Genomic DNA, 24372 nt, shown 5'->3' with positions numbered 1-24372 from the left:
CGGTGCTCCACGACACGATCATGCCAAACGGGCGGCGGTCGGCCCAGTCCCCGGGGTCGGCCGGACCCGGGGACTCGGGGACGGATCAGCCCAGTTGGGGATCGACCACCCATGCGCCCCGGCGCATCACGCCCACCAGGTCGAAGGCGTCGTCCAGGACCACCAGGTCGGCGTCCTTGCCGGGCTCCAGGGAGCCGATCCGGTCGTCCAGGCCGAGCAGCCGCGCCGGGTTGGCGGAGATCGCGGCGACGACGTCCCCGACGGGCAGCCGGTCCACCGTCACCGCCCGCTTGAAGGCGCGGTCCAGGGTGAGCGTGGAGCCCGCGATCGAGCCGCCCTCCACCAGCCGGGCCACGCCGTCCGCGACCTCGACCTCCATCGGGCCGAGCAGATAGCGGCCGTCGCCGAAACCGGCCGCGTCCATCGCGTCGGTGATGAAGGCGACCCGGGCGGCGCCCGCGTGGTGGAAGGCCAGCTGGAGCGCGGCCGGGTGCAGGTGCGTGCCGTCGTTGATCAGCTCGACGGTGATCCGCTCGTCCTCCAGCAGCGCGGTGATCGGCCCCGGGGCGCGGTGGCCGACCGGGGGCATCGCGTTGAACAGGTGGGTGGCGACGGTGGCGCCCGCGTCGATGGCCCGCACGGTCTGCTCGTAGGTCGCGTCGGTGTGCCCGACGGCCGCGATCACACCGTGCTCGACGAGCAGCCGTACGGAGTCCAGGCCGCCGGGCAGCTCGGTCGCCAGCGTCATCATCCTGGCGTGGCCGTGCGCCGCGTCGACCAGCTTGCGCAACTCGGCCGGGTCCGGGTCGCGCAGCAGCTGCTCGTCGTGGGCGCCCTTGCGGCACGGGGAGATGAACGGCCCCTCGAAGTGGATGCCGGCGATGTCGCCCTGCTGGGCCAGTTCGGCGAGCACCCCGGCGTGCCGGGCGAGGAAGTCCAGGTCACCGGTGACGGCGGAGGCGACCGTCGTGGTGGTGCCGTGCCTGCGGTGGGTCTCGACGCCCTTGAGGATCTCCTCGGGCGTACCACCGGCGAAGGAGGCTCCGCCGCCGCCGTGGTTGTGGATGTCGACGAAGCCGGGGACCACCCAGTGGCCCGACACGTCGACGACCTCGGCCTGCGGGGGAGCCGTGTCCGCGATCCGCGTGCCGTCGACGAACACGCGGCCGTCGTCCACGGTCCCGGTGGGCAGTACCACCCGGGCACCGGCGAGAACCTTGCTTGGGGCCATCAGGTGGTTACCTCCGGGGGAGTCGCGGCCGTGGCGGCCGGGGAAGCTGTGGGAGCCGTGGCGGCCGTAGCGGTCGCGGCAGCGGTGTCGAGCAGGTCCCAGGCCATCAGCCCGGCACCCAGGCAACCGGCGGTGTCCCCGAGTGCGGCGGGGACGATCTCCGGAAGTTTCTGGAAGGTGACGCGCCGCCGGACGGCGTCCCGCAGCGGTGTGAACAAGGTTTCCCCCGCCTCGGCGAGGCCGCCACCGATGATCAGGACGCGTGGGTCCAGCAGGGTGAGCGCGGTGACCAGTCCGTCGGCCAGCGCGTCCACGGCGTCCCGCCACACGGCGAGCGCGCGGGCGTCCCCGGACTCGACGGCCTTGGCGCAGTCGGCGGCGTCCGCCGCCGGGTCGCCGCAGGCCTGGGCCCACGCCTGGCTGACCGCCGACGCGGACGCGAACCGCTCCAGGCAGCCGCGCTGCCCGCACGGACAGGGGATGCCGCCGGGGCGCACGACGACGTGGCCGATCTCGCCCGCGAAGCCGTGGGCGCCCGCCTCGACCCGGCCGTCGATGCCGATGGCGCCCGCGATGCCGGTGCCCAGCGGCACGAACAGGAACCGGTCGGCGCCCTGCCCGGCACCGATCCGGCCCTCGGCGAGCCCGCCGGTGCGCACGTCGTGGCCGAGGGCGACCGGAATGCCGCCGAGCCGTTCGCCCAGCAGCGTCCGCAGCGGTACGTCGCGCCAGCCGAGGTTGGCCGCGTACACGGCCACGCCCTGCTCGGCGTCGACGATGCCGGGGACGGCGACACCGGCGGCGCGGGCCGGTTCGCCGAACCGGTCGGCGCCGTAGGCCCGCAGCTCGGCGGCGAAGTCCAGGATGCCCGCGACGACCGCCTCCGGCCCCCGCTCGCGGCCGGTGGCCCGGCGCGCCTGGTGCAGCAGTTCGCCCCCAGGCCCCGCCAGGGCGGCCTTCATCCCGGTGCCGCCCACATCGAGGGCGATGACATGTCTCACGGGGACAGTGTGGCCCGTACACCCGGGAGAGGTCTAGTCCACTGCGGTGGTGTAGACCTTAATCCGGTAAGCGAACGCGCGAACGAGCAGTCAGGGTTGGGGAACAGGGTGCAGCGGCGTAGGACAGGAACGATCGCGGTGGTGTCCGCACTGGGCATGACGGCGGTCCTCGGCGGCTGCGGTCTCACCGGCGACTCGGACGAGGTGACGCTGAAGCTCGTCGCCGCCGACTACGGCGACAGCAAGGACAACAGCTCCCAGAAGTACTGGGACGAGCTGGTCGAGTCCTACGAGGCCAAGAACCCCGACGTGAAAGTGGACGTCACCGTCTACTCGTGGAACGACGTCGACCGCAAGGTCCGCGAGCTGGTCGAGGCGGGCAAGGCGCCCGACATGGCGCAGATCGGCGCCTACTCCGACTACGCGGACAAGGACCTGCTCTACCGCGCCGACGACGTGCTCTCCATCCCGGTCCAGGCCGACTTCGTCTCCCAGCTGGCCGGCGCGGGCCAGGTCAACGGCGTGCAGTACGGCCTGCCCTTCGCGGCCTCGACCCGCGTGCTCTTCTACAACAAGACCCTCTTCGACAAGGCCGGGGTCCAGCCGCCCAAGTCCTGGGACGACCTCGCCGAGGCCGCCGAGGCGCTCAAGGAGAAGGGCGTGAAGTACCCGTACGCCCTGCCGCTGGGTGCCGAGGAGGCGCAGGCCGAGACGATGCAGTGGATGCTCAGCGGCGGGGGCGGCTACACCGACGACGTCGGCACCTACTCCGTCGACTCCCCGCAGAACGTCACCACCTTCACCTGGCTGCGGGACGAACTGGTCGGCAAGGGCCTCACCGGCCCGGTCGCCCCCGGCAAGCTCGACCGCGCCGACGCCTTCGCCGCGTTCGCGGGCGGCGACGTGGGCATGCTCAACGGCCACCCCTCGCTGATGAAGATGGCCTCCGCCAAGGGCGTGAAGTACGGCATGGTCACCACCCCCGGCGTCGACGGCGAGAGCCAGAGCACCCTCGGTGTCTCCGACTGGATGACGGCCTTCAAGAAGAACGGCCACCAGAAGGAGGTCGGCGACTTCCTCGACTTCGTCTACAGCGAGGAGAACGTCCTCGACTTCTCCCGCGAGTACGACCTGCTGCCAGTGACCACCTCCGCCTCGCAGACCATGAGCACCGCCGCCGAGGACAAGAACCTCAAGCCGTTCCTGGACGAGCTGCTGCTCTCCGAGCTGTACCCGGTCGGCAAGACCTCCTGGGCCTCGGTCAGCGCGGACGTCAAGAAGCACATCGGCGAGGCGGTCTCCTCCGGCGGCAGCCCCAAGGGGGTCCTCGGCCAGATCCAGGCGACGGCGATGCGGGCGGGCAGCGCGGAGTAGCGGCCGCGTTGTCGGTGGCGGGCGCTACGGTGCCGTACATGGACCGGGACCCGGGAGAGCTGGCCGAGCGGGAGCGGAGCATCCTCGCACTGGAACGCCGTGGCTTCTCCGGCCCCGGCGCCAAGGAGCGCGCCATCCGCGAGGAGCTGGGCCTGGCCCCCGTCCGCTACTACCAGCTCCTCAACGCCCTCCTCGACGACCCCCGCGCCCTGGCCACCGACCCGGTCACGGTCAACCGCCTGCGCCGGGTACGGGAGTCCCGCCGCGGGGAGCGCTGAGCCCGCCCCTCCCACCGCGCCCGCGCCGCCGGGCCCCCCGTTCCCGGGCCCGGGGCTGCCCCTTCCGGGCCCGGAGCCCGGCACCCGTACCCGGCGCCGGGCACGGGGATCCCGTCGCGGGGAGCGCTGAGTCCGCCGCCCGCGGCGTGCCCGCGCCGCCGGGTCCGCCGTTTCCCGGGCCGGGGGCGGCTCCTTCCGGGCCCGGAGCAGCCCGGCACCCGTACCCCGGGTGCGGGAGTCCCGCGGCGGGGAGTGCTCGCGTCGCCGGGTCCGCCGTTTCCCGGGCCGGGGGCGGCCCCTTCCGGGCCCGGAGCACCCCGGCACCCGTACCCCGGGTACGGGAGTTCCGCGGCGGGGAGTGCTCGCGTCGCCGGCTCCGCCGTTCCCGGGCCGGGGGCCCCTTCCGGGCCCGGAGGACCGGACCGGCACATGAACCCCTCGGTGCGCCGTGTGGACCGGTGTGACGGCTCGTCCGGCGCGGGCGGTCCCAGCGTTCTGCGTACCGGCCCGAGAGCCGCCCCGCGCGCCGGTCCCTGTGGCGCGCGGGTGAGGCGTGCGACCGGCCCCGGCGGGATAGGTTCGCGGGTATGGGCAGCCACCAGGACTCCACCCGAGACGACTCCCCGCACCCCCTGCCGACGCCCGCGACGGCGGCCGGGCGCGAAGGACTCGACGCGATCCTCGCGCACCCCGGCCGCGCGGTGGTCGCGCTCGACTTCGACGGCACGCTCGCCCCGATCGTGCCCGACCCCGACCGGGCCCGCGCCCACCCCGAGGCCGTACCGGCGCTCGCGGCGCTGGCCCCGAAGGTCGCCTCGATCGCCGTGATCACCGGCCGCCCGGCCGAGGTCGCCGTGCGCTACGGCGGCTTCGCGGGCGTCCCCGGCCTCGACCGCCTCGTCGTCCTCGGCCACTACGGCGCCGAGCGCTGGGACGCCGCCACCGGCACCCTCACCACGCCCGAACCGCACCCCGGCGTCGCCGCCGTCCGCGCCGAGCTGCCGGGGCTGCTGGAGCGGTCCGGGGCGGCGGAGGGCACCTGGACGGAGGACAAGGGGCACGCGGTCGCCGTCCACACCCGCCGCGCCCCCGACCCGCAGGCCGCCTTCGACGCCCTGCGCGCCCCGCTCACCGACCTGGCCGCCCGGCACGGCCTGATCGTCGAGCCGGGCCGCATGGTCCTGGAGCTGCGCCCGCCGGGCATGGACAAGGGCGCGGCCCTGCGGTCGTACGCGCACTCCCTCGACGCCGCCTCCGTCCTCTTCGCCGGAGACGACCTCGGCGACCTCCCGGCCTACGCGGCCGTCGACACCCTCCGCGCCGAGGGCACCCCGGGCCTCCTGGTCTGCAGCGGCAGCGACGAGGTGACGGAGCTGCGCAAGCGCGCGGACGTCGAGGTGGCCGGTCCGGCCGGAGTGGTGGCGCTGCTGGCGGCCCTCGCGCACCGGCTGGCCTGAGACAACGTCACGGACGGTTCCCCCGCGTGTCACAGGCGTGTCCTGACGCCCCGGGCGGTGGAACCCCGGCCTCCGCCCGCCCGGTCTTGCAGGGCGTCACACCTGCTCAGTGAGACCAAAACCGTGGAGGAACCCGTCATGTCCGCTCGGAAGACCCCGTTGCTCGTCCTCGCCGCCGTGACCCTCGGCCTGACGCTCACCGCCTGCGGCAGCGGCGGCGACGGCGGCGGCCCCTACGACGCCCTCGCCTCGGGCTCCCCCACCGCCACCGCGCCGAGCACCGCACAGTCCCCCACCGCCGACGAGGGAACCACCACCGGCGGCACGTCCTCGGACACCCCGAAGGCGTCGAACCCGGACCGGGCGGCGGGGGAGAAGTGCACGGACCAGGTCAACTACGCCGGTGACCCCCGGTCGAACGCGGAGATCAACTCGATCGGCGAGGAGACCGGCACCTGCCCGCCGGTCCAGTCGGCCGGCACCCCGTCCGGCACGCCGAAGGAGGACGGGGTGAAGTGCACGGACCAGGTGAACTACGCCGGTGACCCCCGGTCGAACGCCGAGATCAACTCGATCGGCGAGGAGACCGGCACCTGCCCGCCGGTCCAGGACAAGTAGCCCCCACCCGGCCCCTCAGCCCCGCAGCGCGTCCAGCTGCTCCAGGAACCACCGCGCCGGGGGCAGCGCGGTGCCGGCGGCCGCGAGCCGCTTCGACCGCTCGGCCCGCTCCCCGGCCGGCAGGACGAGCGCCTCGTGCAAGGCGTCCGCCGTCCCGACCACGTCGTACGGGTTCACCACCAGCGCGTCCTCGCCCAGCTCCTCGTACGCCCCCGCCTCCCGCGAGAGCACCAGCGCGCAGCCGCTGTCGGAGACGACCGGCACCTCCTTCGCGACGAGGTTCATCCCGTCCCGGACGGGGTTGACGAGCGCCACGTCCGCCAGCCGGTACGCCGCCAGCGACCGCGCGAAGTCGTCCTTCAGGTTCAGCACGACCGGCGTCCACCCCGGCGTGCCGTACTCCTCGTTGATCGCCTCCGCGACCCGCCGCACCTCGGCCGTGTAGTCCCGGTACACGGCGAGGTCCTGCCGCGAGGGGTAGGCGAAGGCGACGTGCACGACCCGCTCGCGCCACTCGGGCCGGCCCGCCAGCAGCTCCCGGTAGGCCAGCAGCCCCCGCACGATGTTCTTGGACAGCTCGGTCCGGTCCACCCGCACGATCGTGCGGCGGCCCTCCCCGATCTCCGCCCGCAGGTCCGCCATCCGCTCCTCGACGTCGGCCTCGTGCGACCGCGCGCGCAGGAAGTCCCCGTCGGCGCCCAGCCCGTGCACGCCGATCTCCGTGCCGCCGAGCCCGCCCAGCACGGCGTCGCAGCACGCGGTGAACGCGTCGGCCCAGCGCCGGGTGAGGAAGCCCAGCCGGTCGGCGCCCAGCATCCCGCGCAGCACCTGCTCGGCGATGTCGTCCGGCAGCAGCCGGAAGTAGTCGACCGGCGCCCACGGCGTGTGCGAGAAATGGCCGATCCTGAGGTCGGGCCGCAGCTCGCGCAGCATCCCCGGCACCAGCGTCAGGTGGTAGTCCTGCACGATCGCGACCGCACCCTCGGCCGCCTCCTCGGCCAGCGCCTCGGCGAAGGCCCGGTTGTACGCCTCGTAGGAGGCCCACTGCCGCCGGAACTCCGCGTCGAAGACCGGCTCCAGGGGCGTCTGGTACAGCATGTGGTGCACGAACCACAGCACCGAGTTGGCGATCCCGTTGTACGCGTCCGCGTGCACGTCGGCCGGTACGTCCAGCATCCGTACGCCGTCCTCGCCGACCCCGCGCCGCACCGCCTCGCGGTCGCCGTCGCCCAGCGCCGAGCACACCCACAGCGCACCGGCGTCGGGCCCGATGGCCGACAGCCCCGAGACCAGCCCGCCACCACCCCGTTTGGCGTGCAGCGACCCGTCCTCCCGCACCTCGTACGAGACGGGCCCCCGGTTGGAGGCGACCAGCACCTGAGCAGCACCGAACCTTGAAGCCATACGCCTCAACCTAGCCCGGCCCCTCACGCCTCAAACGTCGCCCCGTGTCACGCGGACCGTGATTCGGTCACCCGGCCCGCTGCCCTCACGCCACCCGCCGGGCCGCGTACTCCGCGATCTCCGTCATCGGGGGCCGTTCCTCGGTGTCCACGGCGTAGGTGTGCGGCTCGAAGCCGTCGACGCCGCGTTCGAACTGGGTGAGGGCCGGTCGGACCAGGTGGCCGCGGGCCAGCCGGAGCTGGGCGGTGCGGTAGATCGCGGCGGCCATCCGGCCCAGCGCCCGCCCGTCCTGGTGGCGGTGGACGCGGACCCCCACGTCGACCTGCGCGAGCGCGTCCAGGCCCACCAGGTGGAGGGCGTCGACCAGCATGCCCAGCTCGACGCCGTAGCCGACCGGGAAGGGGAGCCGTTCCAGCAGGGAGCGGCGGGCCGCGTACTCGCCGCCCAGCGGCTGGACGAAACCGGCCAGCAGCGGCCAGTGCATGTTGAGCAGCGGGCGGGCCATCAGCTCCGTGACCCGGCCGCCCTGGCCGGGAGCAGAGCCGAGCGGGCGGTCGTACATGGCCTTGACCAGGTGCACGTCCGGGTCGGTGAGCAGTGGGCCCACGATCCCGGAGACGAAGTCGGCGGAGAACTCGCGCAGGTCGGCGTCGACGAAGCAGACGATGTCCCCGCCGGTGACCAGCAGCGAACGCCACAGCACCTCGCCCTTGCCCGGCACGGCCGGGATGCGGGGGAGGATCGCGTCGCGGTGCACGACGCGCGCGCCGGCCGCCGCGGCCACCTCCGCCGTGCGGTCGCTCGACCCGGAGTCCACGACCACGACCTCGTCGACGAGCGGCACCCGCTCCACCAGCTCCCGCCGGATCACCGCGACGATGTCGCCGACCGTCGCCTCCTCGTCCAGGGCGGGGAGCACCACGCTGACCGACTGCCCGGTGGCGTGCTTGGCGGACAGAAGGTGCTGGACCGGCCGGTCCGCGGCCGACCAGGAGCGTGCGTCCAGCCAGCGCTCGACTTCTTCCAGCACGTCCCGGGGCTCCTTTGTGATCCATCTCGCGGTGCGGACGACTATCTCAACCGTCCTGGCCTTCGGTTACAGTCTTGAACAACGCGTGGGACCACCGCATGCCGGGGTCGCCGCGCGTACCAGCGAAGAACAACTTCATACCGCTCATCCAGAGGGGCAGAGGGATACGGCCCGATGAAGCCCCGGCAACCCTCCAGCCGGCTCTTGTCACGCAGATGTGGCGAGGCTCCCGGCTAGGGAAGGTGCCAAATCCGTCTCACGGCGAGATGCGTCGTGAGGAAGATGAGGAGAAAGGGCCTCGCCTCCATGGCTGTGCAGACTGCCGAAACCTCCACGAACCCCACCGACGGCACCGTCGACCTCGGCCCCGCCGCCGCGCTGAGCTGCCGGGAGTGCGGCCACCGGGTCCCGCTCGGACCGGTCTTCGCCTGCGAAGAGTGTTTCGGCCCCCTCGAGATCGCCTACGACTTCTCCGCCTACGACGCCGAGGAGCTGCGCAAGCGGATCGAAGCGGGCCCCGCGAACATCTGGCGCTACGCCCCCCTGCTGCCCGTCCCGGCCGACGTCGCGACCAAGCCGAACATCAACCCCGGCTGGACCAAGCTCGTCAAGGCCGACAACCTCGCCCGCGAGCTGGGCGTCACCGGCGGGCTGTACGTCAAGGACGACTCCGGCAACCCCACGCACTCCTTCAAGGACCGCGTCGTCGCCCAGGCCATCGAGGCCGCCCGCGCCTTCGGCTTCACCACCCTGTCCTGCTCCTCCACCGGCAACCTCGCCGGTGCCGTCGGCGCCGCCGCCGCCCGCGCCGGTTTCCGCTCCTGCGTGTTCATCCCGCACGACCTGGAGCAGGGCAAGGTCGTCATGGCCGCCGTCTACGGCGGTGAGCTGGTCGGCATCGAGGGCAACTACGACGACGTGAACCGCTTCTGCTCCGAGCTGATCGGCGACCCGGCCGGCGAGGGCTGGGGCTTCGTCAACGTCAACCTGCGGCCGTACTACGCCGAGGGCTCCAAGACCCTCGCGTACGAGATCTGCGAGCAGCTCGGCTGGCGCCTGCCCGACCAGCTCGTCGTGCCGATCGCGTCCGGCTCCCAGCTGACGAAGATCGACAAGGGGCTGAAGGAGCTGATCGAGCTGGGCCTGGTCGAGGACAGGCCCTACAAGATCTTCGGCGCGCAGGCCGAGGGCTGCTCGCCGGTCTCCACCGCGTACAAGGCCGGGCACGACGTGGTCCGCCCGCAGAAGCCGAACACAATCGCCAAGTCGCTGGCCATCGGCAACCCGGCCGACGGCCCCTACGTCCTCGACATCGCCCGCCGCACCGGCGGTGCCGTGGAGGACGTGACCGACGAGCAGGTCGTGGACGCGATCAAGCTGCTCGCCCGCACGGAGGGCATCTTCGCGGAGACGGCGGGCGGCGTGACGGTCGGCGTCACCAAGAAGCTGATCGAGGACGGTGTGCTGGACCCGTCGCTCACCACGGTCGTCCTGAACACCGGCGACGGCCTGAAGACCCTCGACGCGGTGGCCGGCACCGGCCTCACCGCCACGATCCGCCCCAACCTCGATTCTTTCCGCGAGGCCGGACTTGTCTAGGGACCCGGCTCCCTCGTTCTTCGGCTGCGGGCCGTCCGTGGCCGGTCGCGCAGTTCCCCGCGCCCCTAGGCAAGACACCATGACCGGAGGTTCCACGTGAGCGTCACTGTTCGTATCCCGACCATCCTGCGTACCTACACCGGCGGCAAGGCCGAGGTGAGCGCCGACGGTGCCAACCTCGGGGAGGTCATCTCCGACCTGGAGAAGAACCACACCGGCATCGCCGCCCGCGTCCTGGACGACCAGGGCAAGCTGCGCCGCTTCGTCAACGTCTACGTCAACGACGACGACGTCCGCTTCGAGCAGGGCCTTCAGACCGCGACGCCGGACGGCGCGGGCGTCTCGATCATCCCGGCGGTCGCCGGCGGCTGAAGCGGTAGCAGATACACCTTGTAGTGCGTATTGCCCTCTCCGTAAGAGAAACGGAGGGGGCAATTCCATGTGATTGAGCGCGGTAGAGTTGGGGAACGCGCTCCCGATCAGCACAACGGGAACCGTTAATTCCTGCCGCCCGCCCGACAAGAAGCAGCCAAAGTGCGTGCGTATTCTGCGGCTTTTGTTCCCTTTGTGTGACCCGACTTGACCCGAATTCAGGCGAATTCTCGCCACATTCCGGACCGGGTACGTCCAGATTTCTCGTCCGATTGACCTGTTGCAGACGGCAGTTGGACAGATACATTCAGCCGCGGTCGACGCGTTCCGGCGCACGCCCCCAGTCGTGAGGGGGCGAGGTCTGACCCGGGTCCGCGAAGTGCGGATCTGTGCAAGGGCCAGTAATAGGGGAGTTAGGCATGGCTCAGGGCACCGTCAAGTGGTTCAACGCGGAGAAGGGGTACGGCTTCATCGCGGTCGACGGTGGTGCGGATGTTTTCGTCCACTACAGCGCGATTCAGATGGACGGCTACCGCACCCTCGAAGAAGGCCAGCGGGTCGAGTTCGAGATCTCGCAGGGTCAGAAGGGCCCGCAGGCCGACATGGTTCGCCTCAGCGCCTGAGACGCGCGGCCGACGCAGCACCCGGTCTTCATCCGAAGGGCCCGTACCCGCTGGGTACGGGCCCTTCGGCCTGCCCGGACACCCGTCGTCCCCCTGTTCGCGGGTGGCTGACGGCGGGCCCCGATCCCCGAGAGGCGCTTGCGCCCGCCCGTCGCCCGACCACCACCCCTCAACGAGCCCGCTTTGCGGGCGCACCTTGCACTCGGGCATGCCGAGTGCTAATCATTGGCGTTAGCACTCTGAAGGTGAGAGTGACAACGAAGGACCGGGTCGGTGAGGCCCGCGGACCGGGTGGGGAAGGAACCACGCGGTCGGCGAGCCGTCCGTCGCGGGCGCGGGCGCGGTCCGAAGGAATCACCCCCAGTCCTGGAGGGACCACTTCACATGGCCAAGATCATCGCGTTCGACGAGGAGGCACGGCGCGGCCTCGAGCGCGGCATGAACCAGCTCGCGGACGCCGTCAAGGTGACGCTCGGCCCCAAGGGCCGCAACGTCGTCCTCGAGAAGAAGTGGGGCGCCCCCACGATCACCAACGATGGTGTCTCCATCGCCAAGGAGATCGAGCTCGAGGACCCGTACGAGAAGATCGGCGCCGAGCTGGTCAAGGAAGTCGCCAAGAAGACGGACGACGTCGCCGGTGACGGTACGACCACGGCGACCGTCCTCGCCCAGGCCCTGGTCAAGGAAGGCCTGCGCAACGTCGCGGCCGGCGCCAACCCGATGGCCCTCAAGCGCGGTATCGAGAAGGCCGTCGAGGCCGTCTCCGCCGCCCTGCTCGAGCAGGCCAAGGACGTCGAGACCAAGGAGCAGATCGCCTCCACGGCCTCCATCTCCGCAGCCGACACCCAGATCGGCGAGCTGATCGCCGAGGCCATGGACAAGGTCGGCAAGGAAGGCGTCATCACCGTCGAGGAGTCCCAGACCTTCGGTCTGGAGCTGGAGCTCACCGAGGGTATGCGCTTCGACAAGGGCTACATCTCGGCGTACTTCGCCACCGACATGGAGCGTATGGAGGCGTCGCTCGACGACCCGTACATCCTGATCGCCAACTCCAAGATCGGCAACGTCAAGGACCTGCTGCCGCTCCTGGAGAAGGTCATGCAGTCGGGCAAGCCGCTGCTGATCATCGCCGAGGACGTCGAGGGCGAGGCCCTGTCGACCCTGGTCGTCAACAAGATCCGCGGCACCTTCAAGTCCGTCGCCGTCAAGGCCCCGGGCTTCGGCGACCGCCGCAAGGCCATGCTCGGCGACATCGCCATCCTCACGGGCGGCGAGGTCATCTCCGAGGAGGTCGGCCTCAAGCTGGAGAACGCCACGCTGGACCTGCTGGGCAGCGCGCGCAAGGTCGTCATCACCAAGGACGAGACCACGATCGTGGACGGCGCCGGCTCGGCCGACCAGGTCCAGGGCCGGGTCAACCAGATCCGCGCCGAGATCGAGAACAGCGACTCGGACTACGACCGCGAGAAGCTCCAGGAGCGCCTGGCGAAGCTGGCCGGCGGCGTGGCCGTCATCAAGGCCGGTGCCGCCACCGAGGTCGAGCTCAAGGAGCGCAAGCACCGCATCGAGGACGCCGTTCGCAACGCGAAGGCGGCCGTCGAGGAGGGCATCGTCGCCGGTGGTGGCGTGGCCCTGCTCCAGGCCTCCCAGGTCTTCGAGAAGCTGGAGCTGACGGGTGACGAGGCGACCGGCGCCAACGCCGTGAAGCTCGCCCTGGAGGCCCCGCTGAAGCAGATCGCCGTCAACGGTGGTCTCGAGGGCGGCGTCGTCGTGGAGAAGGTCCGCAACCTGACCGTCGGCCACGGCCTGAACGCCGCGACCGGTGAGTACGTCGACATGATCGCCGAGGGCATCATCGACCCGGCGAAGGTGACCCGCTCTGCCCTGCAGAACGCCGCCTCCATCGCCGCGCTGTTCCTCACCACCGAGGCCGTCATCGCCGACAAGCCCGAGAAGGCCGCCGCGGCGGGCGCCCCGGGTGGCATGCCGGGCGGTGACATGGACTTCTGATCGACCGGTTCCGGTTGATCGGCCGTCCCGTACGGACCGAGGGCGGCACTCCCCGAGAGGGGGGTGCCGCCCTCGGGCGTTTCCGCGCCCGGTTCCGGCCCGGTGTGGCCCGGGTCACGGCAGGTCGGCGGTCCCGGACGGAATGACCCGGCCGGGCCGGGCGGTTCACCGTTGAGTGCGATGAATGCGCGCGCACATACCGAACGGTACCCACCTCAGGAGCCCCCACGTGACCGTCACTCCCGCCGAGGCCGCCACCCGCGCCGCCCAACTGCTCGCCCGCCCGGCCACGATCAACGGCCTGACCGTGCCCAACCGCATCGCGATGGCGCCGATGACCCGGATGTTCTCCCCGGGCGGCGTCCCCGGCGAGGACGTGGTCTCGTACTACTCCCGCCGCGCCGCCGCCGGAGTCGGACTGATCGTCACCGAGGGCACCTACGTCGGCCACGACTCGGCCGGGCAGAGCGACCGCGTCCCGCGCTTCCACGGCGAGGAGCAGCTCGCCGGGTGGGCGAAGGTCGCCGAGGCGGTGCACGCGGCGGGCGGCACGATCGTGCCGCAGCTGTGGCACATCGGCATGGTGCGCAAGGCCGGGGACGCGCCCTTCCCCGAGGCCCCCGCGGTCGGCCCGTCCGGCCTGCGCATCGGCGAGGACGAGCCCACCGGCACCGCGATGACCCAGCGCGACCTGGACGACGTCATCGGCGCCTTCGCCGAGTCCGCCGCGGCCGCCGAGCGCATCGGCTTCGACGGCGTGGAGATCCACGGCGCCCACGGCTACCTCGTCGACCAGTTCCTGTGGTCCGGCACCAACCGCCGCACGGACGCCTACGGCGGCGACCCGGTCGCCCGGACGAGGTTCGCCACCGAGATCGTGGCCGCCGTACGGGAGACGGTCTCCGCGGACTTCCCCGTGATCTTCCGCTACTCCCAGTGGAAGCAGGACGTCTACGGCGCCCGCCTCGCCGAGACGCCCCAGGAGCTGGAGGCGATCCTCGCCCCGCTCGCCTCGGCCGGAGTGGACGCCTTCCACGCCTCCACCCGCCGCTACTGGCTCCCGGAGTTCGAGGACTCGGACCTCAACCTCGCCGGCTGGACCAAGAAGCTCACCGGCAGGACCGCCATCACCGTCGGCTCGGTCGGCCTCGACGGCGACTTCACCAAGGCCTTCCAGGGCGAGGGCGCCCCGATCGGCAGCCTCGACAACCTCCTCGACCGCCTGGAACGCGACGAGTTCGACCTCGTCGCCGTCGGCCGCGCGCTGCTCCAGGACCCGCGGTGGGCGGAGAAGGTCCTCACCGGCCGCTTCGACGAACTCGCCCCGTACGACGCGGCGGCGATCAAGACCCTGAGCTGACCGGGAGCTGACAGACCCTCATCCGGGGGCGGTGCGCACCACGGCGTAAGGTCCGTGGGATGACGATCCCTGGACCTGCCGAGTCAGTGGAACCCGTGGTGCGCACCTCCTCCGGCGCGGTGCGCGGCCGGACCGAGGACGGCCTGACCGTCTTCCGCGGCATCCCCTTCGCCCAGCCCCCGGTGGGGGACGCCCGCTTCGCCGCCCCGCGCCGCCCCCGCCCCTGGGACGGCATACGCGACGCGTACGCGTTCGGCCCGCCGCCCCCGCAGGACCTCGGCCCCGCGGGCACCGTCGGCCCCCCGGACGTCCCCGGGGGCGAGGACTGGCTGACGGTCAACGTCTGGACCCCCGCGCCCGACCCGGCCGCCCAACGCCCGGTCATGGTCTGGATCTACGGCGGCGCCTACAAACTGGGCCACTCCGGCAGCCCCGGCTACGACGCCCGCCGCATAGCCGCCGACGGCGACCTCGTCGTCGTCAGCCTCAACTACCGCGTCGGCATGGAGGGCTTCGCCCACATCGAGGGCGCCCCCGCCAACCGGGGCCTGCTCGACCAGGTGGCCGCGCTGGCCTGGGTGCAGGAGAACATCGCCGCGTTCGGCGGCGACCCCGACCAGGTCACGATCTTCGGCGAGTCGGCCGGCGCCGGTTCCGTGGCCTCCCTGCTCGCGATGCCCCGCGCGGCCGGACTCTTCCGGCGGGCCGTCGCCCAGAGCGTGCCGGGCACGTTCTTCTCCCTGGAACTCGCCGCCGACATCGGCACCGCCCTCGCCGCCGAGCTGGGCCTGCGCCCGACCGTCGAGGACCTCGCGGACCTCACTCCGGACCAGCTCGTCAAGGCGGGCCAGACGCTCGCCCCGAAGATGCCCGGCCAGGTCGCCCGCTGGGGCCAGGCGGCGCCCACGATCACCCCGTACGCGCCCGTCGTGGACGGCGAGTTCCTGCCGATCACGCCGTGGCAGGCGCTCGCGTCCGGCGCGGCCCGCGACGTCGAGCTGGTGGTCGGTCACAACCGCGACGAGAACCGCCTGTTCACTGCCATGGCGGGCAAGCTCGGGGAGATCGGCGAGGACCGTGCGAGCGCCGCCCTGCGCCTGTACGCCCCGGGCGGCGAGGCCGCCTACCGCGCGGCCTTTCCGGACGCGTCGGCCAACGACCTCTACGAACACGTCCAGACCGACTGGCTCTTCGCCATGCCGTCCCTCCACCTGGCCGAGGCCCAGCTCGCGGGCGGTGGCCGCGCCCACGTCTACGAACTGACCTGGCCCGCCCCGGCCTTCGGCGGCGCCCTGGGCGCCTGTCACGCCCTGGACATCCCGCTCCTCTTCGGCACCTTCAAGGCGGACCTGGCGCTGCTCCAGTTCGGCGACGCGGAGCCCTCCGAGGAGGCGCTGGCCCTGTCGTCCGGCTTCCGCGCCGCCTGGACGGCCTTCGCCCGCACCGGCGACCCGGGCTGGCCCGCGTACGACACGGGGCAGCGCCTCGTACGGGTCTTCGACGCGGAGCCGACCGTCGCGCCGTACCCGGAGGAGACCTCCCGTCGCCTGTGGGAGGGGTACGAGTTCGCGCCGCTGCCGCTGGTGGGCCCGGCGGCGTGAGCTTCCGGGGGCTCCTGCTGGGCCTGTTCGCCGTCCCGGTCGTCGTCGGCGGGTACTTCCTCGCCGAGGCGGCGACCGCCGACGGCACCCCGCGGTGCGACGGCATCATCACGGAGTACGGCGACGCGGAGCGGTCCGGGCCCATGAAACCGGGGGAGACGTGCGACCTGTACGACTTCACCGACGGCCGCTCGGCGGGCACGCGGACGTACGCGCAGCAGCAGAAGGCGCAGGACGCGGAGGCGGGGCGGGACTACTGGACCGGCGGCCTGTGGCTGGCGTACGGCGTGGCCGGGCTGGCCGTCGTCACCGTCCACCTCGGCCTGATACGCCGCCGCGGCTGAGGCTCTCGACGAACGCGGTCCAGGCGTCGGCCCGGAAGGAGAGTTCCGGGCCGCGGGGGTTCTTGGAGTCGCGGACGGGGACAGCGGTCGGGTGACCCGTCGCTATTTCGACGCAGTCGGCGCCGTCGCCTCCGCTGTAGCTGGAGCTGTGCCATTTACGGGTGTGGTTCTCCATGCTCGTAATCCTGCGCCACTGACTCGATCAGTACCAAGGACTCCCGGGGGGAGAGTGCGTCAGCCCTGACTAGGTCGAACGTCAACTCATGCCGAGTCACGGTCGGGGGATCGTCTGTCAGGTGTCCCATGCCGACGCCCTCGACGTAGGCGAAGGGAGCGGAATCGGAGAAGTACATGAGTTTGATGCCGCTCACCAGGGATCCGGCCTCGCCGGCGCTGAATGGCAGGACCTGCATGATGATCCGGTGGCGGCGGACGAGGGCGGCGATGTGGCGCAGGGCCTCTGCCATCACCTGAGGGCTGCTCACCTTGCGCCGGAAGGCGGCTTCGTCGAGCACCGTCCACAACATGGGGGTTGTTGGATGGTCGAGGAGGCGACCGCGTGCGATGCGATCTGCTACTGAATCGTCGACCTTCTCTCTCGGCGCCGTCGGCTCGTAAGCGCGGAACAGCGCCTGTGCGTAGCCCGACGTTTGCAGCAGTCCGGGGATCAGCGTGGGTGTGTACTGCTTGATCGAGACAGCACGGGACTCGGCTTCCACTGCCTCGGCGAAGTGGGTCGGGTAGCTGGACTTGGCGGAAACCCCGCAGTTCCGCCGGAAGAAATCCTCCGTGCCCAGGACGTCGTCCAGCAGGCGGGCGTACTCCGGCTGCATCCGGCGCGTGCCGGACTCCAGCTGTCCGATGAACGAACCGCTGACGAACAGCCGCGCGCCCAGCTCCTCCTGGCTCAGGCCGGACTTCTCGCGGGCGTGGCGCAGCTCGGCGCCCAGGAGGGCGCGGGGGGACGAGGACGGGTCGAGGTCTTTCGGTCCTGGCATGGTGACGGAACTCCCGGTCGCACAGCAGGGGTTGTTGGAGCGCCCTGTATGGCCAGGTTAGGGGCGGAACGGACACGCTGTGTCGCGAATCACGAACTCAGCGTGGAGGTGAGGAAGGGTGCGGTCGACCGAAGAAGTCGTCGAGTCCCTGCGGCAGGCCCTCGTGGGCGCCGGTGTCGTACTGCCGTCCCTGTGCGTCGATCCGGTGACCGGCGCGAGTGACGAGCCGTTCGCCCTGGTCGACCTGGGACGGTGCAACGTACGGGTCGCGGAGCGGCTGGCGTCGGTGGTGCGGGGCGAGCGGCCGGCCGTCGGCACGCATGCCGTGGACGCGAGGGACGGCCGGGTGGGGGAGGTGATGGGCCACGTGGGCGGCAGCGTGCAGCTGCGGCCGGTCGCGGGGGGCCGGGAATGGGACTGCCCGCGGGCGTCGGTGACCGTGGCGCAGCCGGACGAGGTGCTGAGGGCGCGGCTGCGCAGGACGAACCACGAGAGCGTACGGCCCTAGGGGCGGGTCAGGCGGGTGGCCAGGTACGCAGGGCCGTGTCGGCCACCCGTTGGAGATCTTCCCGGGTGGCGCCCCCGGTGGCCTGTACGGAGATGCCGTTGGCGAAGGTCATCAGGTAACGGGCGACGTGCAGCGGGTCGGTGCCCGGCGGCAGGTCCCCGTCGTCGACGGCCTGCCGGAACCGGTCGCGGAGTTGGCCGACGCCCCCTTCGCGCCAGTCGGCGAGCAGGTCCCGGGCGGGGCGTCCCGTCTCCCCGGCGGCGAGGGAGCCCTGGACGCCCAGGCAGCCGGCCGGGCAGTCGGGGCGGGTGCTGACCTCCACGGCGCCGTGCAGGAACGCCGTGGCCACCTCGCGGGCGGTGGGCTTGCGCAGGGCGCGGGCGACGTAGGAGGCGGGGCCCTCCTCGTAGCGCTCGAGCGCCTTGCGGAACAGGTCCTCCTTGTTGCCGAAGGCCGCGTACATGCTGGTGCGGGTGATGCCCATGGCGCTGGTGAGGTCGGTGAGGCTGGCGCCCTCATAGCCCTGCTCCCAGAAGACCCGCATGGCCTTCTCCAGCGCCTCGTCGGCGTCGAAGCCCCTCGGCCGGCCGATCGGTCCCTTCTGTCGCGTCTCCATGGTCCTCAGTCTACGCCTTACGTATCGATCGGTACGGATGTGCTACGGTCGCTTTCAGTACCGATCGGTACTGAATGTCATCGGAGGTCATTCACCATGGGACAGCTCGAAGGCAGGACCGCCGTCGTCACCGGCGGCGGCACGGGGATCGGTCTGGCCAGCGCGGTGCGGCTGGCGGACGAGGGCGCGCACGTGTTCATCACCGGGCGGCGCAAGGCGGCGCTGGACGCGGCCGTCGAGATCATCGGCGCGGAGCGGGTCACGGCGGTGGCCGGTGACGTCTCGGACGCGGCCGACGTGGACCGGCTCTACGAAGCGGTCCGCGCCCGCGGCCGGGGACTCGACGTGGTCTTCGCCAACGCGGCGACCGCGTCCCTCGTGCCGCTGGAGGAGATCACCGCGGAGCGGTACGAGGAGATCTTCGGCGTCAACGTGCGGGGCACCCTCTTCACCGTGCAGAAGGCGTTGCCGCTGCTCAACGACGGCGCCTCGGTGATCCTCAACGCCTCCACCGCCGCCGACAACGGCGCGGAGGCGTTCAGCCTGTACGCCGCTTCCAAGGCCGCCGTCCGGACCTTCGCGCGGGGCTGGGCCAACGAACTCAAGGGCCGCGGCGTCCGGGTCAACGCCATCTCCCCGGGCCCGGTCGACACCCCCGGGATCACCAACCTCTTCGGCGAGTCGAACGCGCCCGCCGTGCACACGAAGCTCGCCGGGGACACCGCGATCGGGCGGATGGGGCGTCCCGAGGAGGTCGCCGCGGTGGTGGCCTTCCTCGCCTCGGACCAGAGCAGCTTCGTCCTGGGCGCCAACTGGTACGTCGACGGTGGCGAGAACCAGATCTGACCCGGCGGGGGAATCAGCCGATCAGCCCCGGTCCGGCCCGTCCGGCGCCACGATGCGTTCGACCGCCGCCGTCACCAGCCGGTCCCGCTCCTCCTCGGTGAACACCTCCGGCAGCGTGAGCTGTTCGACGATCAGCCAGTTCAGGGCGAGGATGAGCAGCTTGACGGCCATGGCGTCGCCGGGGAGGCCCGATGCCTCGTGGTGGGCGACGTTGGCGGCGACGTCCTCGCGGACGCGTTCGGTCAGCACCGCGCGCAGCTCGGGGCGCCGGGTGGCCTCCAGGCGCAGTTCGAGCAGGGCGAGGTAGCCGGTGCGGAACCCGGCGACCCGGTCGACCAGTTCGCGCATCAGCCGCACGTAGGTGTCACGGTCGCGCGGGGCCGTGTGCTGGCGCGCGAGGGCGGCTTCGCCGGGGTGCAGCCGCTCGTAGACACGGGCGCCCGCCTGGGTGAGGAGGTCGTCGCGGTTGGCGAAGTAGTTGGACGCGGTGCCGGGCGGGACGGCGGCCTCCGTGTCCACCGCCCGGAAGGTCAGCCCCCGGGCGCCCTGCGCGGCCAGCACCTCGATCGCGGCGTCGACGAGGACGGCGCGGCGCTGGTCGTTCCGTCTCACCACGTCAGAAGCCACCCATCGGCTCGATGTCCACCCGTACCGGCGTGCCCCACACCCGCAGCACCTCGTAGTCCGTGAACTCGTGGACGAGCCGGTACGCCATCGCCGCGTGCGGTCCGCGCAGTTGGGCCGCGATGTACAGCTCGGCCTCGCGGCGGTCGCGGCGCGGGGTGCCGCACAGCTGCCACGTCTGTCCGGTCCACTGCTCGGGCAGCCAGCGCTGCTGGGGCTGTGGCCGGTCGCCCCGTACGCCGTAGCGGGACTGGACCGGCTCGGCGGGCCGGGCCGGGAGCGGTCCGCCGCTGTACTCGGCGCGGCGGGCCGTGCGGCGGCGGGTCTCGCACAGCAGGCACAGGTCGGGGGCGGCCTGGTCGACCGGCCCGTTCGGGTGCTCCGGGCAGCGGGTGCTGGGGGCCGCCGTGGTGACGCTCTCCTCCAGCTGGTCCAGCGCACGCTTCAGGTCCGCGCGGACCTCGTGCAGCTTGGCCTCCGGGGTGTCGGTGGTCAGGGCCTCGCCGTGCTCACCGAGGAGGCGCAGGGCGCGGCCCAGGGCGGTCAGCTGGGCGTGGTTCATGTCCTTCAGAATCGCACACGGCGCGGACCGTCCCGGGCCCCCGGCCGGACCCGGAGGCGGTGCGGCCGGTCAGCCGAGCGCCGCCGCCAGCGCCGCCCGCAGGTGACCGCCGGACTCCGCCAGCAGCCGGGCGGCCGTCGGACCGTCCACGTCGGCCAGCAGGACCAGGATCGCGTGCTTGACCTCGCCGTCGGTCGCCGTCAGGGCACGCTCGATGTCGTCGTCGGCGGCACCCGTGGCGAGCGCGACGATGCGGCGCGAGCGGGCCCGCAGCTTCTCGTTGGAGGCGCGGACGTCCACCATCAGGTTCCCGTACGTCTTGCCGAGCCGGATCATCGTGATCGTCGACAGCATGTTCAGGACCAGCTTCTGCGCCGTGCCCGCCTTCAGCCGCGTCGAGCCGGTGAGCAGCTCGGGCCCGGTGACCACCTCGATGCCGTGCTCCGCGGCGGCGGCCAGGGCGCTGCCCCGGTTGCAGGCGAGCCCGACGGTCAGGGCGCCCAGCGAGCGGGCGTACTCGACGGCACCGACGGCGTACGGGGTGCGGCCGGAGGCGGAGACGCCGACCACCGTGTCGTCGGCGGTCAGCGCGAGGGCGTCCAGGTCGGCGCGGGCCAGCTCGGGGGAGTCCTCGGCGCCCTCGACGGAGGTGACCATGGCGTCCGGGCCGCCCGCGATCAGGCCGACGACCTGCCCGGGGGTGGTGTTGAAGGTGGGCGGGCACTCCGAGGCGTCCAGCACGCCCAGCCGTCCCGCCGTACCGGCGCCCGCGTAGACCAGCCGCCCGCCGCGCGCCATCCGGGCGGCCACGGCGTCGATGGCGGCGGCGATCTCCGGCAGCCGCTCGGCGACGGCGGCGGGCACGGTGGCGTCCTCGCCGTTCATCAGCCGCGCGATGTCGAGCGTCGGCAACTGATCGATCTCGGCCAGCTCCGGCCGAAACGCCTCGGTCGTCAACGTCTCCAACTGGGAACGCAGGTCGGGGTGATGGGGGGTGGAGGTCATAAGAATGCGGCCCTTTTCAACTTGCGATGCCTGTACTGACGCAGGGGCGCGGGTCTGTTTCGATGTGCGGCTCCGCCGCGTGGGCGCGACCAGCCACAACGAACCCGCAGCCGCCCACGGCGATTACCTTCCGCGATCCGCGCGGAGCGCCCCGTGCCGGTGCGCCAACGCCTCATAGGACGCCGCCAAAGCCGGCGCAGCCGATTCGTAGATCCGCTGCGCCACCCCCACGAACAGGCAGTCCACCACCAGCAGCTGGCTGGTCCGCGACGACATCGCCGCCGGCCGCAGCTCGCTCTCCCGGGAGGTGGACGTGGTCAGCACGTGGTCGGCGTACTGGGTGACGGAGCTGTCGGGGCGGCCGGTGATGGCGATGGTCGTCGCGCCCCGTTCGAAGGCGACCCGGAGCGGTTCGATGACGTCCCCGGTCGAGCCGGAGTGCGTGATCGCCAGGGCCACGTCCCCCGCGCGCAGCTGCACCGCGTTGGTGACGGCGAGGTGCGGATCGCCCGGGGCGTGGGCTATGAGCCCTATCCGCAGCATCTTCTGGGTGAGATCCTGGGCGACCAGGTTGGAGGCGCCGATGCCGTACACGTCTGTGCGCCGGGCGGCGGCCAGGGCGGCTACCGCCGCGCCGAGCTGGACGGTGTCCAGTCCGGCGGCGGTGTCCGCGAGGGTCTGCTGCTCGTCGTAGGCCAGCTTGGCGACCACGTCGGCGATCGGGTCGTCGACCGCGATGTCGGTGGTGATGGCGGGCGCGCGGCCGGACTGCTGCTGGGCGGCCAGCCCGGCGAGCGCGAGGCGCAGGTCGCGGTAGCCGGGGTAGCCGAGCAGCCGGGCGGTGCGGACGACGGTCGCCTCGCTGGTGCCTGTCAGCTCGGCCAGGCCGGTGACCGTGAGGGCCGCGCAGCCGGCCGGGTCGCCCGCGACGGCCTCGGCGACCCGCTGCATGGAGCGGGTCATCGACGGCGCCAGGGTGCGGACCTTGGCCGCGAGGGCGGCGGGCGCGGGCGGTGCGGGTGGTGCGCTCCCGCCGCCGGTGGCCCGGCGGCCCCCGGCAGCGGTCGCGAAAGTTTCCTTCACTTCATCGGTCACTCATGAAAGATATTTTCGTTTCGGTCCGCGGGTCAAGAGTGCGCACAATGGGTGCATGAACCCCATCAGCCCCCTGGAGCAGGCGCTGCACGCCGCGCGCGCCCTCGTGCTCGCCGACCTGGTGGCGGGCGAGGTCGCCGAACCGGACGTCGTCTCGCTGGTCGAGGAGTCCGTCGTGCAGCGGCGCTGGTGGGTCGAGCAGTGGCCCGAGGGCGCGGAGTTCGTGGCCGGGCTGGTCGCCCAGGACGTGCAGGACGCCCTGCTGGAGCGGTACGGGCGCTGGCCGCTGTGCCCGGTGTGCGGCTCCGGCGACCCGCACGCGCTGGACGTCGAGCCGGAACTGGGTCCCGACCCGCACTGGGTGTGCGGCAAGGCGGGCGTGAAGGTCGCGGCCGTCGGCTCGCTGGGCGCGGCCATCGGCGGCGGCGCCTCGTGAGGGCCCTCCGGTGACCCTGTACATCGACCCGCCGACCTGGCCGGGCCACGGCCGCCTCTGGTCCCACCTGGTCAGCGACGTCTCCTACGCCGAGCTGCACGCCTTCGCCGCGACCCTGGGCGTGCCGCGCCGCGCCTTCGAGCGCGACCACTACGACCTGCCCGCCCACCGGTACGCCGACGCGGTGTCCGCCGGGGCGCTGGAAGTCAGCAGCCGCGAGGTGGTGCGGCTGCTGCACGGGGCGGGACTGCGCCGCCGCAAGGGTTCTGCCGGGACCGGCCCCGGTGATCAGCCGCGCAGCTCGTAGACGAACTGCCCGGCGCCCTCGCCGCCCTCCGCGCCGTCCCCGGCGATCCGGACGAACCCGGCGCGGCCGATGACGGCCTGCGACGCGGTGTTCTCCGGCTCGGTCGTCGCGCGCACGGACGTCACCGTCTCCCGCGCCAGCGCCCACGCGGACAGCGCGCGCAGCCCCTCGGTCGCGTAGCCGTTGCCCCGGGCCGCCTCGGCGAGGTCGTAGCCGATCTCCACCCGGCCCTTCTCGTCCGGCACCCCGTGGAAGCCGATGCCGCCGACCGCGCGCCCGTCCTCGCGCCGGACCAGGACGAAGACCCCCCACACCGGGCGGTGGACCCCCGTCTCGTAGGCCTTCACCAGCATTCCGGCGGCGTCCCGGGTGCCCTGGAAGGGTCCGCCGTCGACCCAAGCGAAGCCGCCGTCGCCGCCCGCGGCGAGGTCGGTGGCGGCAGCGGGCGTGAGGCCCTGGAGGGTGAGCCGCTCGGCCGGGATCACCAGGTTGTTGCGCCAGCGCCACTCGGTGACCGGGGCCCGCCCGGGCAGGTCGCCGCGGCCGGTGGCCCACAGCAGGGTGCGCCAGGGGTCGGTGTCGGGCCGGACGTGCGGGAAGATCCGGGCGAGGAGGTCCGCGCACCGCTCGGCGGGCGGTTCGTAGCTCAGCCCGAGGTCCTCGGCGATGTCGTGCGTGTGCAGGAACACCTCGGTGATCCCCATCGCGGCGAAGCCCTCGCGGTCCGCGCTGCGGAAGGGGTACGGGTGGTAGGCGCGGACCTCGCGCGGGGTGGTGCGGAGGGTCGCGGCGAGCAGCGCGCCGGCCGTCTCGACGACGTGGAGCACGTCCTCGTTGCCGGTGCCCTCGTCCAGGGTGATCTCGAAGGGCACCCACGTCTCGGTGGCGCGTCCGGCCAGTTGGCCCGCGTAGGCGATGAGGACGCCCGCGATGTGCTCGGCGGTGTACCGGCAGTTCCACTCCCGTCCTCCGGACGGCGCCGTCTCCCAGTCCCGGTCGGTCGCCGTCCGCAGCAGCGCGACGGCGTCCGCCACGGCCTCTTCCACCTGTTCCCCGCCCAGTGTTCGCATGCC

Annotated in this window: 27 protein-coding genes and 1 riboswitch; of the genes, 15 read left to right on the top strand and 12 right to left on the bottom strand. The window is 72.5% G+C overall.

Annotated features, from left to right (window positions below):
* Positions 1-85: 85 nt before the first annotated feature.
* The gene (gene nagA, locus ACGH52_RS17490; protein WP_399940466.1) at positions 86-1231 is read right to left on the bottom strand and encodes an N-acetylglucosamine-6-phosphate deacetylase; all 1146 of its coding nucleotides are present in this window, start codon (positions 1229-1231) and stop codon (positions 86-88) included.
* Positions 1231-2232: an ROK family protein gene (locus tag ACGH52_RS17485; protein WP_076975523.1), complete on the bottom strand. Its 1002-nt coding sequence runs from the start codon at positions 2230-2232 to the stop codon at positions 1231-1233. Before ACGH52_RS17485 ends, nagA begins: the two co-directional genes overlap by 1 nt.
* A 156-nt stretch (positions 2233-2388) precedes the next feature.
* On the opposite strand from ACGH52_RS17485, the gene ACGH52_RS17480 reads away from it, so the two are divergent.
* The 4 genes from ACGH52_RS17480 (at position 2389) to ACGH52_RS17465 (ending at position 5959) form a co-directional block, all read left to right on the top strand.
* Positions 2389-3606, top strand: a complete 1218-nt coding sequence (locus tag ACGH52_RS17480; protein ID WP_193777544.1) for an extracellular solute-binding protein — start codon at positions 2389-2391, stop codon at positions 3604-3606.
* A gap of 38 nt (positions 3607-3644) precedes the next feature.
* Positions 3645-3884, top strand: coding sequence for a DUF3263 domain-containing protein (locus tag ACGH52_RS17475; RefSeq protein WP_059301089.1), 240 nt, complete (start codon positions 3645-3647; stop codon positions 3882-3884).
* 587 nt (positions 3885-4471) lie between these two features.
* On the top strand, positions 4472-5341 hold the full coding sequence (otsB, locus tag ACGH52_RS17470; RefSeq protein ID WP_076975525.1) for a trehalose-phosphatase: 870 nt from the start codon (positions 4472-4474) through the stop codon (positions 5339-5341).
* 138 nt (positions 5342-5479) lie between these two features.
* Positions 5480-5959 (top strand): hypothetical protein, encoded by a 480-nt coding sequence (locus ACGH52_RS17465; protein ID WP_399940461.1) that lies wholly within the window; start codon positions 5480-5482, stop codon positions 5957-5959.
* A 15-nt stretch (positions 5960-5974) separates the two neighbouring features.
* On the opposite strand, the gene ACGH52_RS17460 is transcribed toward ACGH52_RS17465, so the two are convergent.
* A complete protein-coding gene (locus ACGH52_RS17460) occupies positions 5975-7363 on the bottom strand; it encodes a trehalose-6-phosphate synthase (RefSeq protein WP_059301092.1) in 1389 nt (462 codons plus the stop codon).
* Between the two features lie 85 nt (positions 7364-7448).
* Entirely contained in the window at positions 7449-8393 is a 945-nt protein-coding gene (locus ACGH52_RS17455) for a glucosyl-3-phosphoglycerate synthase (protein WP_121701071.1), read from the bottom strand.
* Between the two features lie 141 nt (positions 8394-8534).
* Positions 8535-8682: riboswitch (SAM riboswitch) on the top strand.
* Between the two features lie 17 nt (positions 8683-8699).
* On the opposite strand from ACGH52_RS17455, the gene thrC reads away from it, so the two are divergent.
* The 7 genes from thrC to ACGH52_RS17420 all read left to right on the top strand — a co-directional run bounded on the left by thrC (position 8700) and on the right by ACGH52_RS17420 (position 16302).
* A complete protein-coding gene (gene thrC, locus ACGH52_RS17450; RefSeq protein ID WP_171987309.1) occupies positions 8700-9992 on the top strand; it encodes a threonine synthase in 1293 nt (430 codons plus the stop codon).
* Between the two features lie 96 nt (positions 9993-10088).
* Complete coding sequence (locus ACGH52_RS17445; protein ID WP_003974680.1) at positions 10089-10364, top strand: MoaD/ThiS family protein; 276 nt, start codon at positions 10089-10091, stop codon at positions 10362-10364.
* A 419-nt stretch (positions 10365-10783) separates the two neighbouring features.
* Positions 10784-10987 carry a cold-shock protein gene (locus tag ACGH52_RS17440; RefSeq protein WP_004929928.1) on the top strand — a complete coding sequence of 68 codons (204 nt, stop codon included), beginning with the start codon at positions 10784-10786 and terminating at the stop codon, positions 10985-10987.
* Positions 10988-11371: 384 nt separating this feature from the next.
* Positions 11372-12997, top strand: a complete 1626-nt coding sequence (gene groL, locus ACGH52_RS17435; RefSeq protein WP_030186285.1) for a chaperonin GroEL — start codon at positions 11372-11374, stop codon at positions 12995-12997.
* 229 nt (positions 12998-13226) lie between these two features.
* Positions 13227-14357, top strand: a complete 1131-nt coding sequence (locus ACGH52_RS17430) for an NADH:flavin oxidoreductase (protein ID WP_059301095.1) — start codon at positions 13227-13229, stop codon at positions 14355-14357.
* 59 nt (positions 14358-14416) lie between these two features.
* Positions 14417-15958 carry a carboxylesterase/lipase family protein gene (locus ACGH52_RS17425; protein WP_399940454.1) on the top strand — a complete coding sequence of 514 codons (1542 nt, stop codon included), beginning with the start codon at positions 14417-14419 and terminating at the stop codon, positions 15956-15958.
* Positions 15955-16302, top strand: coding sequence for a hypothetical protein (locus ACGH52_RS17420; protein ID WP_210974027.1), 348 nt, complete (start codon positions 15955-15957; stop codon positions 16300-16302). The genes ACGH52_RS17425 and ACGH52_RS17420 overlap by 4 nt, the downstream gene beginning before the upstream one ends.
* Here the strand turns inward: ACGH52_RS17420 and ACGH52_RS17415 are convergent.
* Together ACGH52_RS17415 and ACGH52_RS17410 are read right to left on the bottom strand one after the other, a co-directional pair.
* Positions 16265-16477 carry a DUF397 domain-containing protein gene (locus ACGH52_RS17415; RefSeq protein WP_121701248.1) on the bottom strand — a complete coding sequence of 71 codons (213 nt, stop codon included), beginning with the start codon at positions 16475-16477 and terminating at the stop codon, positions 16265-16267. The two genes, ACGH52_RS17420 and ACGH52_RS17415, sit on opposite strands and share 38 nt — an antisense overlap.
* Complete coding sequence (locus ACGH52_RS17410) at positions 16458-17300, bottom strand: helix-turn-helix transcriptional regulator (protein WP_121701249.1); 843 nt, start codon at positions 17298-17300, stop codon at positions 16458-16460. The genes ACGH52_RS17415 and ACGH52_RS17410 overlap by 20 nt, the downstream gene beginning before the upstream one ends.
* Before the next feature lie 118 nt (positions 17301-17418).
* On the opposite strand from ACGH52_RS17410, the gene ACGH52_RS17405 reads away from it, so the two are divergent.
* Positions 17419-17808, top strand: a complete 390-nt coding sequence (locus ACGH52_RS17405) for a hypothetical protein (RefSeq protein WP_121701250.1) — start codon at positions 17419-17421, stop codon at positions 17806-17808.
* 7 nt (positions 17809-17815) lie between these two features.
* Here ACGH52_RS17405 and ACGH52_RS17400 read toward each other — a convergent pair whose 3' ends face one another.
* A complete protein-coding gene (locus ACGH52_RS17400) occupies positions 17816-18424 on the bottom strand; it encodes a TetR/AcrR family transcriptional regulator (RefSeq protein WP_210974024.1) in 609 nt (202 codons plus the stop codon).
* A 96-nt stretch (positions 18425-18520) separates the two neighbouring features.
* Between ACGH52_RS17400 and ACGH52_RS17395 the strand changes: the two genes are divergently transcribed.
* Positions 18521-19270 (top strand): SDR family NAD(P)-dependent oxidoreductase, encoded by a 750-nt coding sequence (locus tag ACGH52_RS17395; protein ID WP_121701252.1) that lies wholly within the window; start codon positions 18521-18523, stop codon positions 19268-19270.
* Positions 19271-19291: 21 nt separating this feature from the next.
* Here the strand turns inward: ACGH52_RS17395 and ACGH52_RS17390 are convergent, their stop codons facing one another.
* From ACGH52_RS17390 to ACGH52_RS17375, 4 genes are all read right to left on the bottom strand, one after another.
* On the bottom strand, positions 19292-19885 hold the full coding sequence (locus tag ACGH52_RS17390; protein ID WP_399940448.1) for a TetR/AcrR family transcriptional regulator: 594 nt from the start codon (positions 19883-19885) through the stop codon (positions 19292-19294).
* 1 nt (position 19886) lies between these two features.
* Positions 19887-20456, bottom strand: a complete 570-nt coding sequence (locus ACGH52_RS17385) for a hypothetical protein (protein ID WP_399940445.1) — start codon at positions 20454-20456, stop codon at positions 19887-19889.
* A 69-nt stretch (positions 20457-20525) separates the two neighbouring features.
* Positions 20526-21461: an N-acetylmuramic acid 6-phosphate etherase gene (gene murQ, locus ACGH52_RS17380; RefSeq protein ID WP_399940442.1), complete on the bottom strand. Its 936-nt coding sequence runs from the start codon at positions 21459-21461 to the stop codon at positions 20526-20528.
* Positions 21462-21584: 123 nt separating this feature from the next.
* Complete coding sequence (locus tag ACGH52_RS17375; protein WP_063124408.1) at positions 21585-22544, bottom strand: MurR/RpiR family transcriptional regulator; 960 nt, start codon at positions 22542-22544, stop codon at positions 21585-21587.
* 67 nt (positions 22545-22611) lie between these two features.
* Between ACGH52_RS17375 and ACGH52_RS17370 the strand changes: the two genes are divergently transcribed.
* Positions 22612-22992, top strand: a complete 381-nt coding sequence (locus ACGH52_RS17370; RefSeq protein WP_059301106.1) for a hypothetical protein — start codon at positions 22612-22614, stop codon at positions 22990-22992.
* 10 nt (positions 22993-23002) lie between these two features.
* Positions 23003-23299, top strand: coding sequence for a DUF4031 domain-containing protein (locus ACGH52_RS17365; RefSeq protein ID WP_059301107.1), 297 nt, complete (start codon positions 23003-23005; stop codon positions 23297-23299).
* Here the strand turns inward: ACGH52_RS17365 and ACGH52_RS17360 are convergent.
* Positions 23281-24369 carry a GNAT family N-acetyltransferase gene (locus ACGH52_RS17360; RefSeq protein ID WP_121701255.1) on the bottom strand — a complete coding sequence of 363 codons (1089 nt, stop codon included), beginning with the start codon at positions 24367-24369 and terminating at the stop codon, positions 23281-23283. The genes ACGH52_RS17365 and ACGH52_RS17360 overlap by 19 nt on opposite strands.
* Positions 24370-24372 lie beyond the last annotated feature (3 nt).

The organism is Streptomyces sp. BBFR25 (assembly GCF_044590125.1).
GTDB lineage: Bacteria > Actinomycetota > Actinomycetes > Streptomycetales > Streptomycetaceae > Streptomyces > Streptomyces canus_D.
This window is presented reverse-complemented; position numbering and strand designations above follow the sequence as displayed.

Coding starts and splice junctions, on each gene's coding strand:
- nagA (WP_399940466.1), bottom strand. CDS start 1,231: ATGGCCCCAAGCAAGGTTCTCGCCGGTGCCCGGGTGGTACTGCCCACC.
- ACGH52_RS17480 (WP_193777544.1), top strand. CDS start 2,389: ATGACGGCGGTCCTCGGCGGCTGCGGTCTCACCGGCGACTCGGACGAG.
- ACGH52_RS17475 (WP_059301089.1), top strand. CDS start 3,645: ATGGACCGGGACCCGGGAGAGCTGGCCGAGCGGGAGCGGAGCATCCTC.
- otsB (WP_076975525.1), top strand. CDS start 4,472: ATGGGCAGCCACCAGGACTCCACCCGAGACGACTCCCCGCACCCCCTG.
- ACGH52_RS17465 (WP_399940461.1), top strand. CDS start 5,480: ATGTCCGCTCGGAAGACCCCGTTGCTCGTCCTCGCCGCCGTGACCCTC.
- ACGH52_RS17460 (WP_059301092.1), bottom strand. CDS start 7,363: ATGGCTTCAAGGTTCGGTGCTGCTCAGGTGCTGGTCGCCTCCAACCGG.
- thrC (WP_171987309.1), top strand. CDS start 8,700: ATGGCTGTGCAGACTGCCGAAACCTCCACGAACCCCACCGACGGCACC.
- ACGH52_RS17440 (WP_004929928.1), top strand. CDS start 10,784: ATGGCTCAGGGCACCGTCAAGTGGTTCAACGCGGAGAAGGGGTACGGC.
- groL (WP_030186285.1), top strand. CDS start 11,372: ATGGCCAAGATCATCGCGTTCGACGAGGAGGCACGGCGCGGCCTCGAG.
- ACGH52_RS17425 (WP_399940454.1), top strand. CDS start 14,417: ATGACGATCCCTGGACCTGCCGAGTCAGTGGAACCCGTGGTGCGCACC.
- ACGH52_RS17415 (WP_121701248.1), bottom strand. CDS start 16,477: ATGGAGAACCACACCCGTAAATGGCACAGCTCCAGCTACAGCGGAGGC.
- ACGH52_RS17410 (WP_121701249.1), bottom strand. CDS start 17,300: ATGCCAGGACCGAAAGACCTCGACCCGTCCTCGTCCCCCCGCGCCCTC.
- ACGH52_RS17400 (WP_210974024.1), bottom strand. CDS start 18,424: ATGGAGACGCGACAGAAGGGACCGATCGGCCGGCCGAGGGGCTTCGAC.
- ACGH52_RS17395 (WP_121701252.1), top strand. CDS start 18,521: ATGGGACAGCTCGAAGGCAGGACCGCCGTCGTCACCGGCGGCGGCACG.
- ACGH52_RS17385 (WP_399940445.1), bottom strand. CDS start 20,456: ATGAACCACGCCCAGCTGACCGCCCTGGGCCGCGCCCTGCGCCTCCTC.
- murQ (WP_399940442.1), bottom strand. CDS start 21,461: ATGACCTCCACCCCCCATCACCCCGACCTGCGTTCCCAGTTGGAGACG.
- ACGH52_RS17370 (WP_059301106.1), top strand. CDS start 22,612: ATGAACCCCATCAGCCCCCTGGAGCAGGCGCTGCACGCCGCGCGCGCC.
- ACGH52_RS17360 (WP_121701255.1), bottom strand. CDS start 24,369: ATGCGAACACTGGGCGGGGAACAGGTGGAAGAGGCCGTGGCGGACGCC.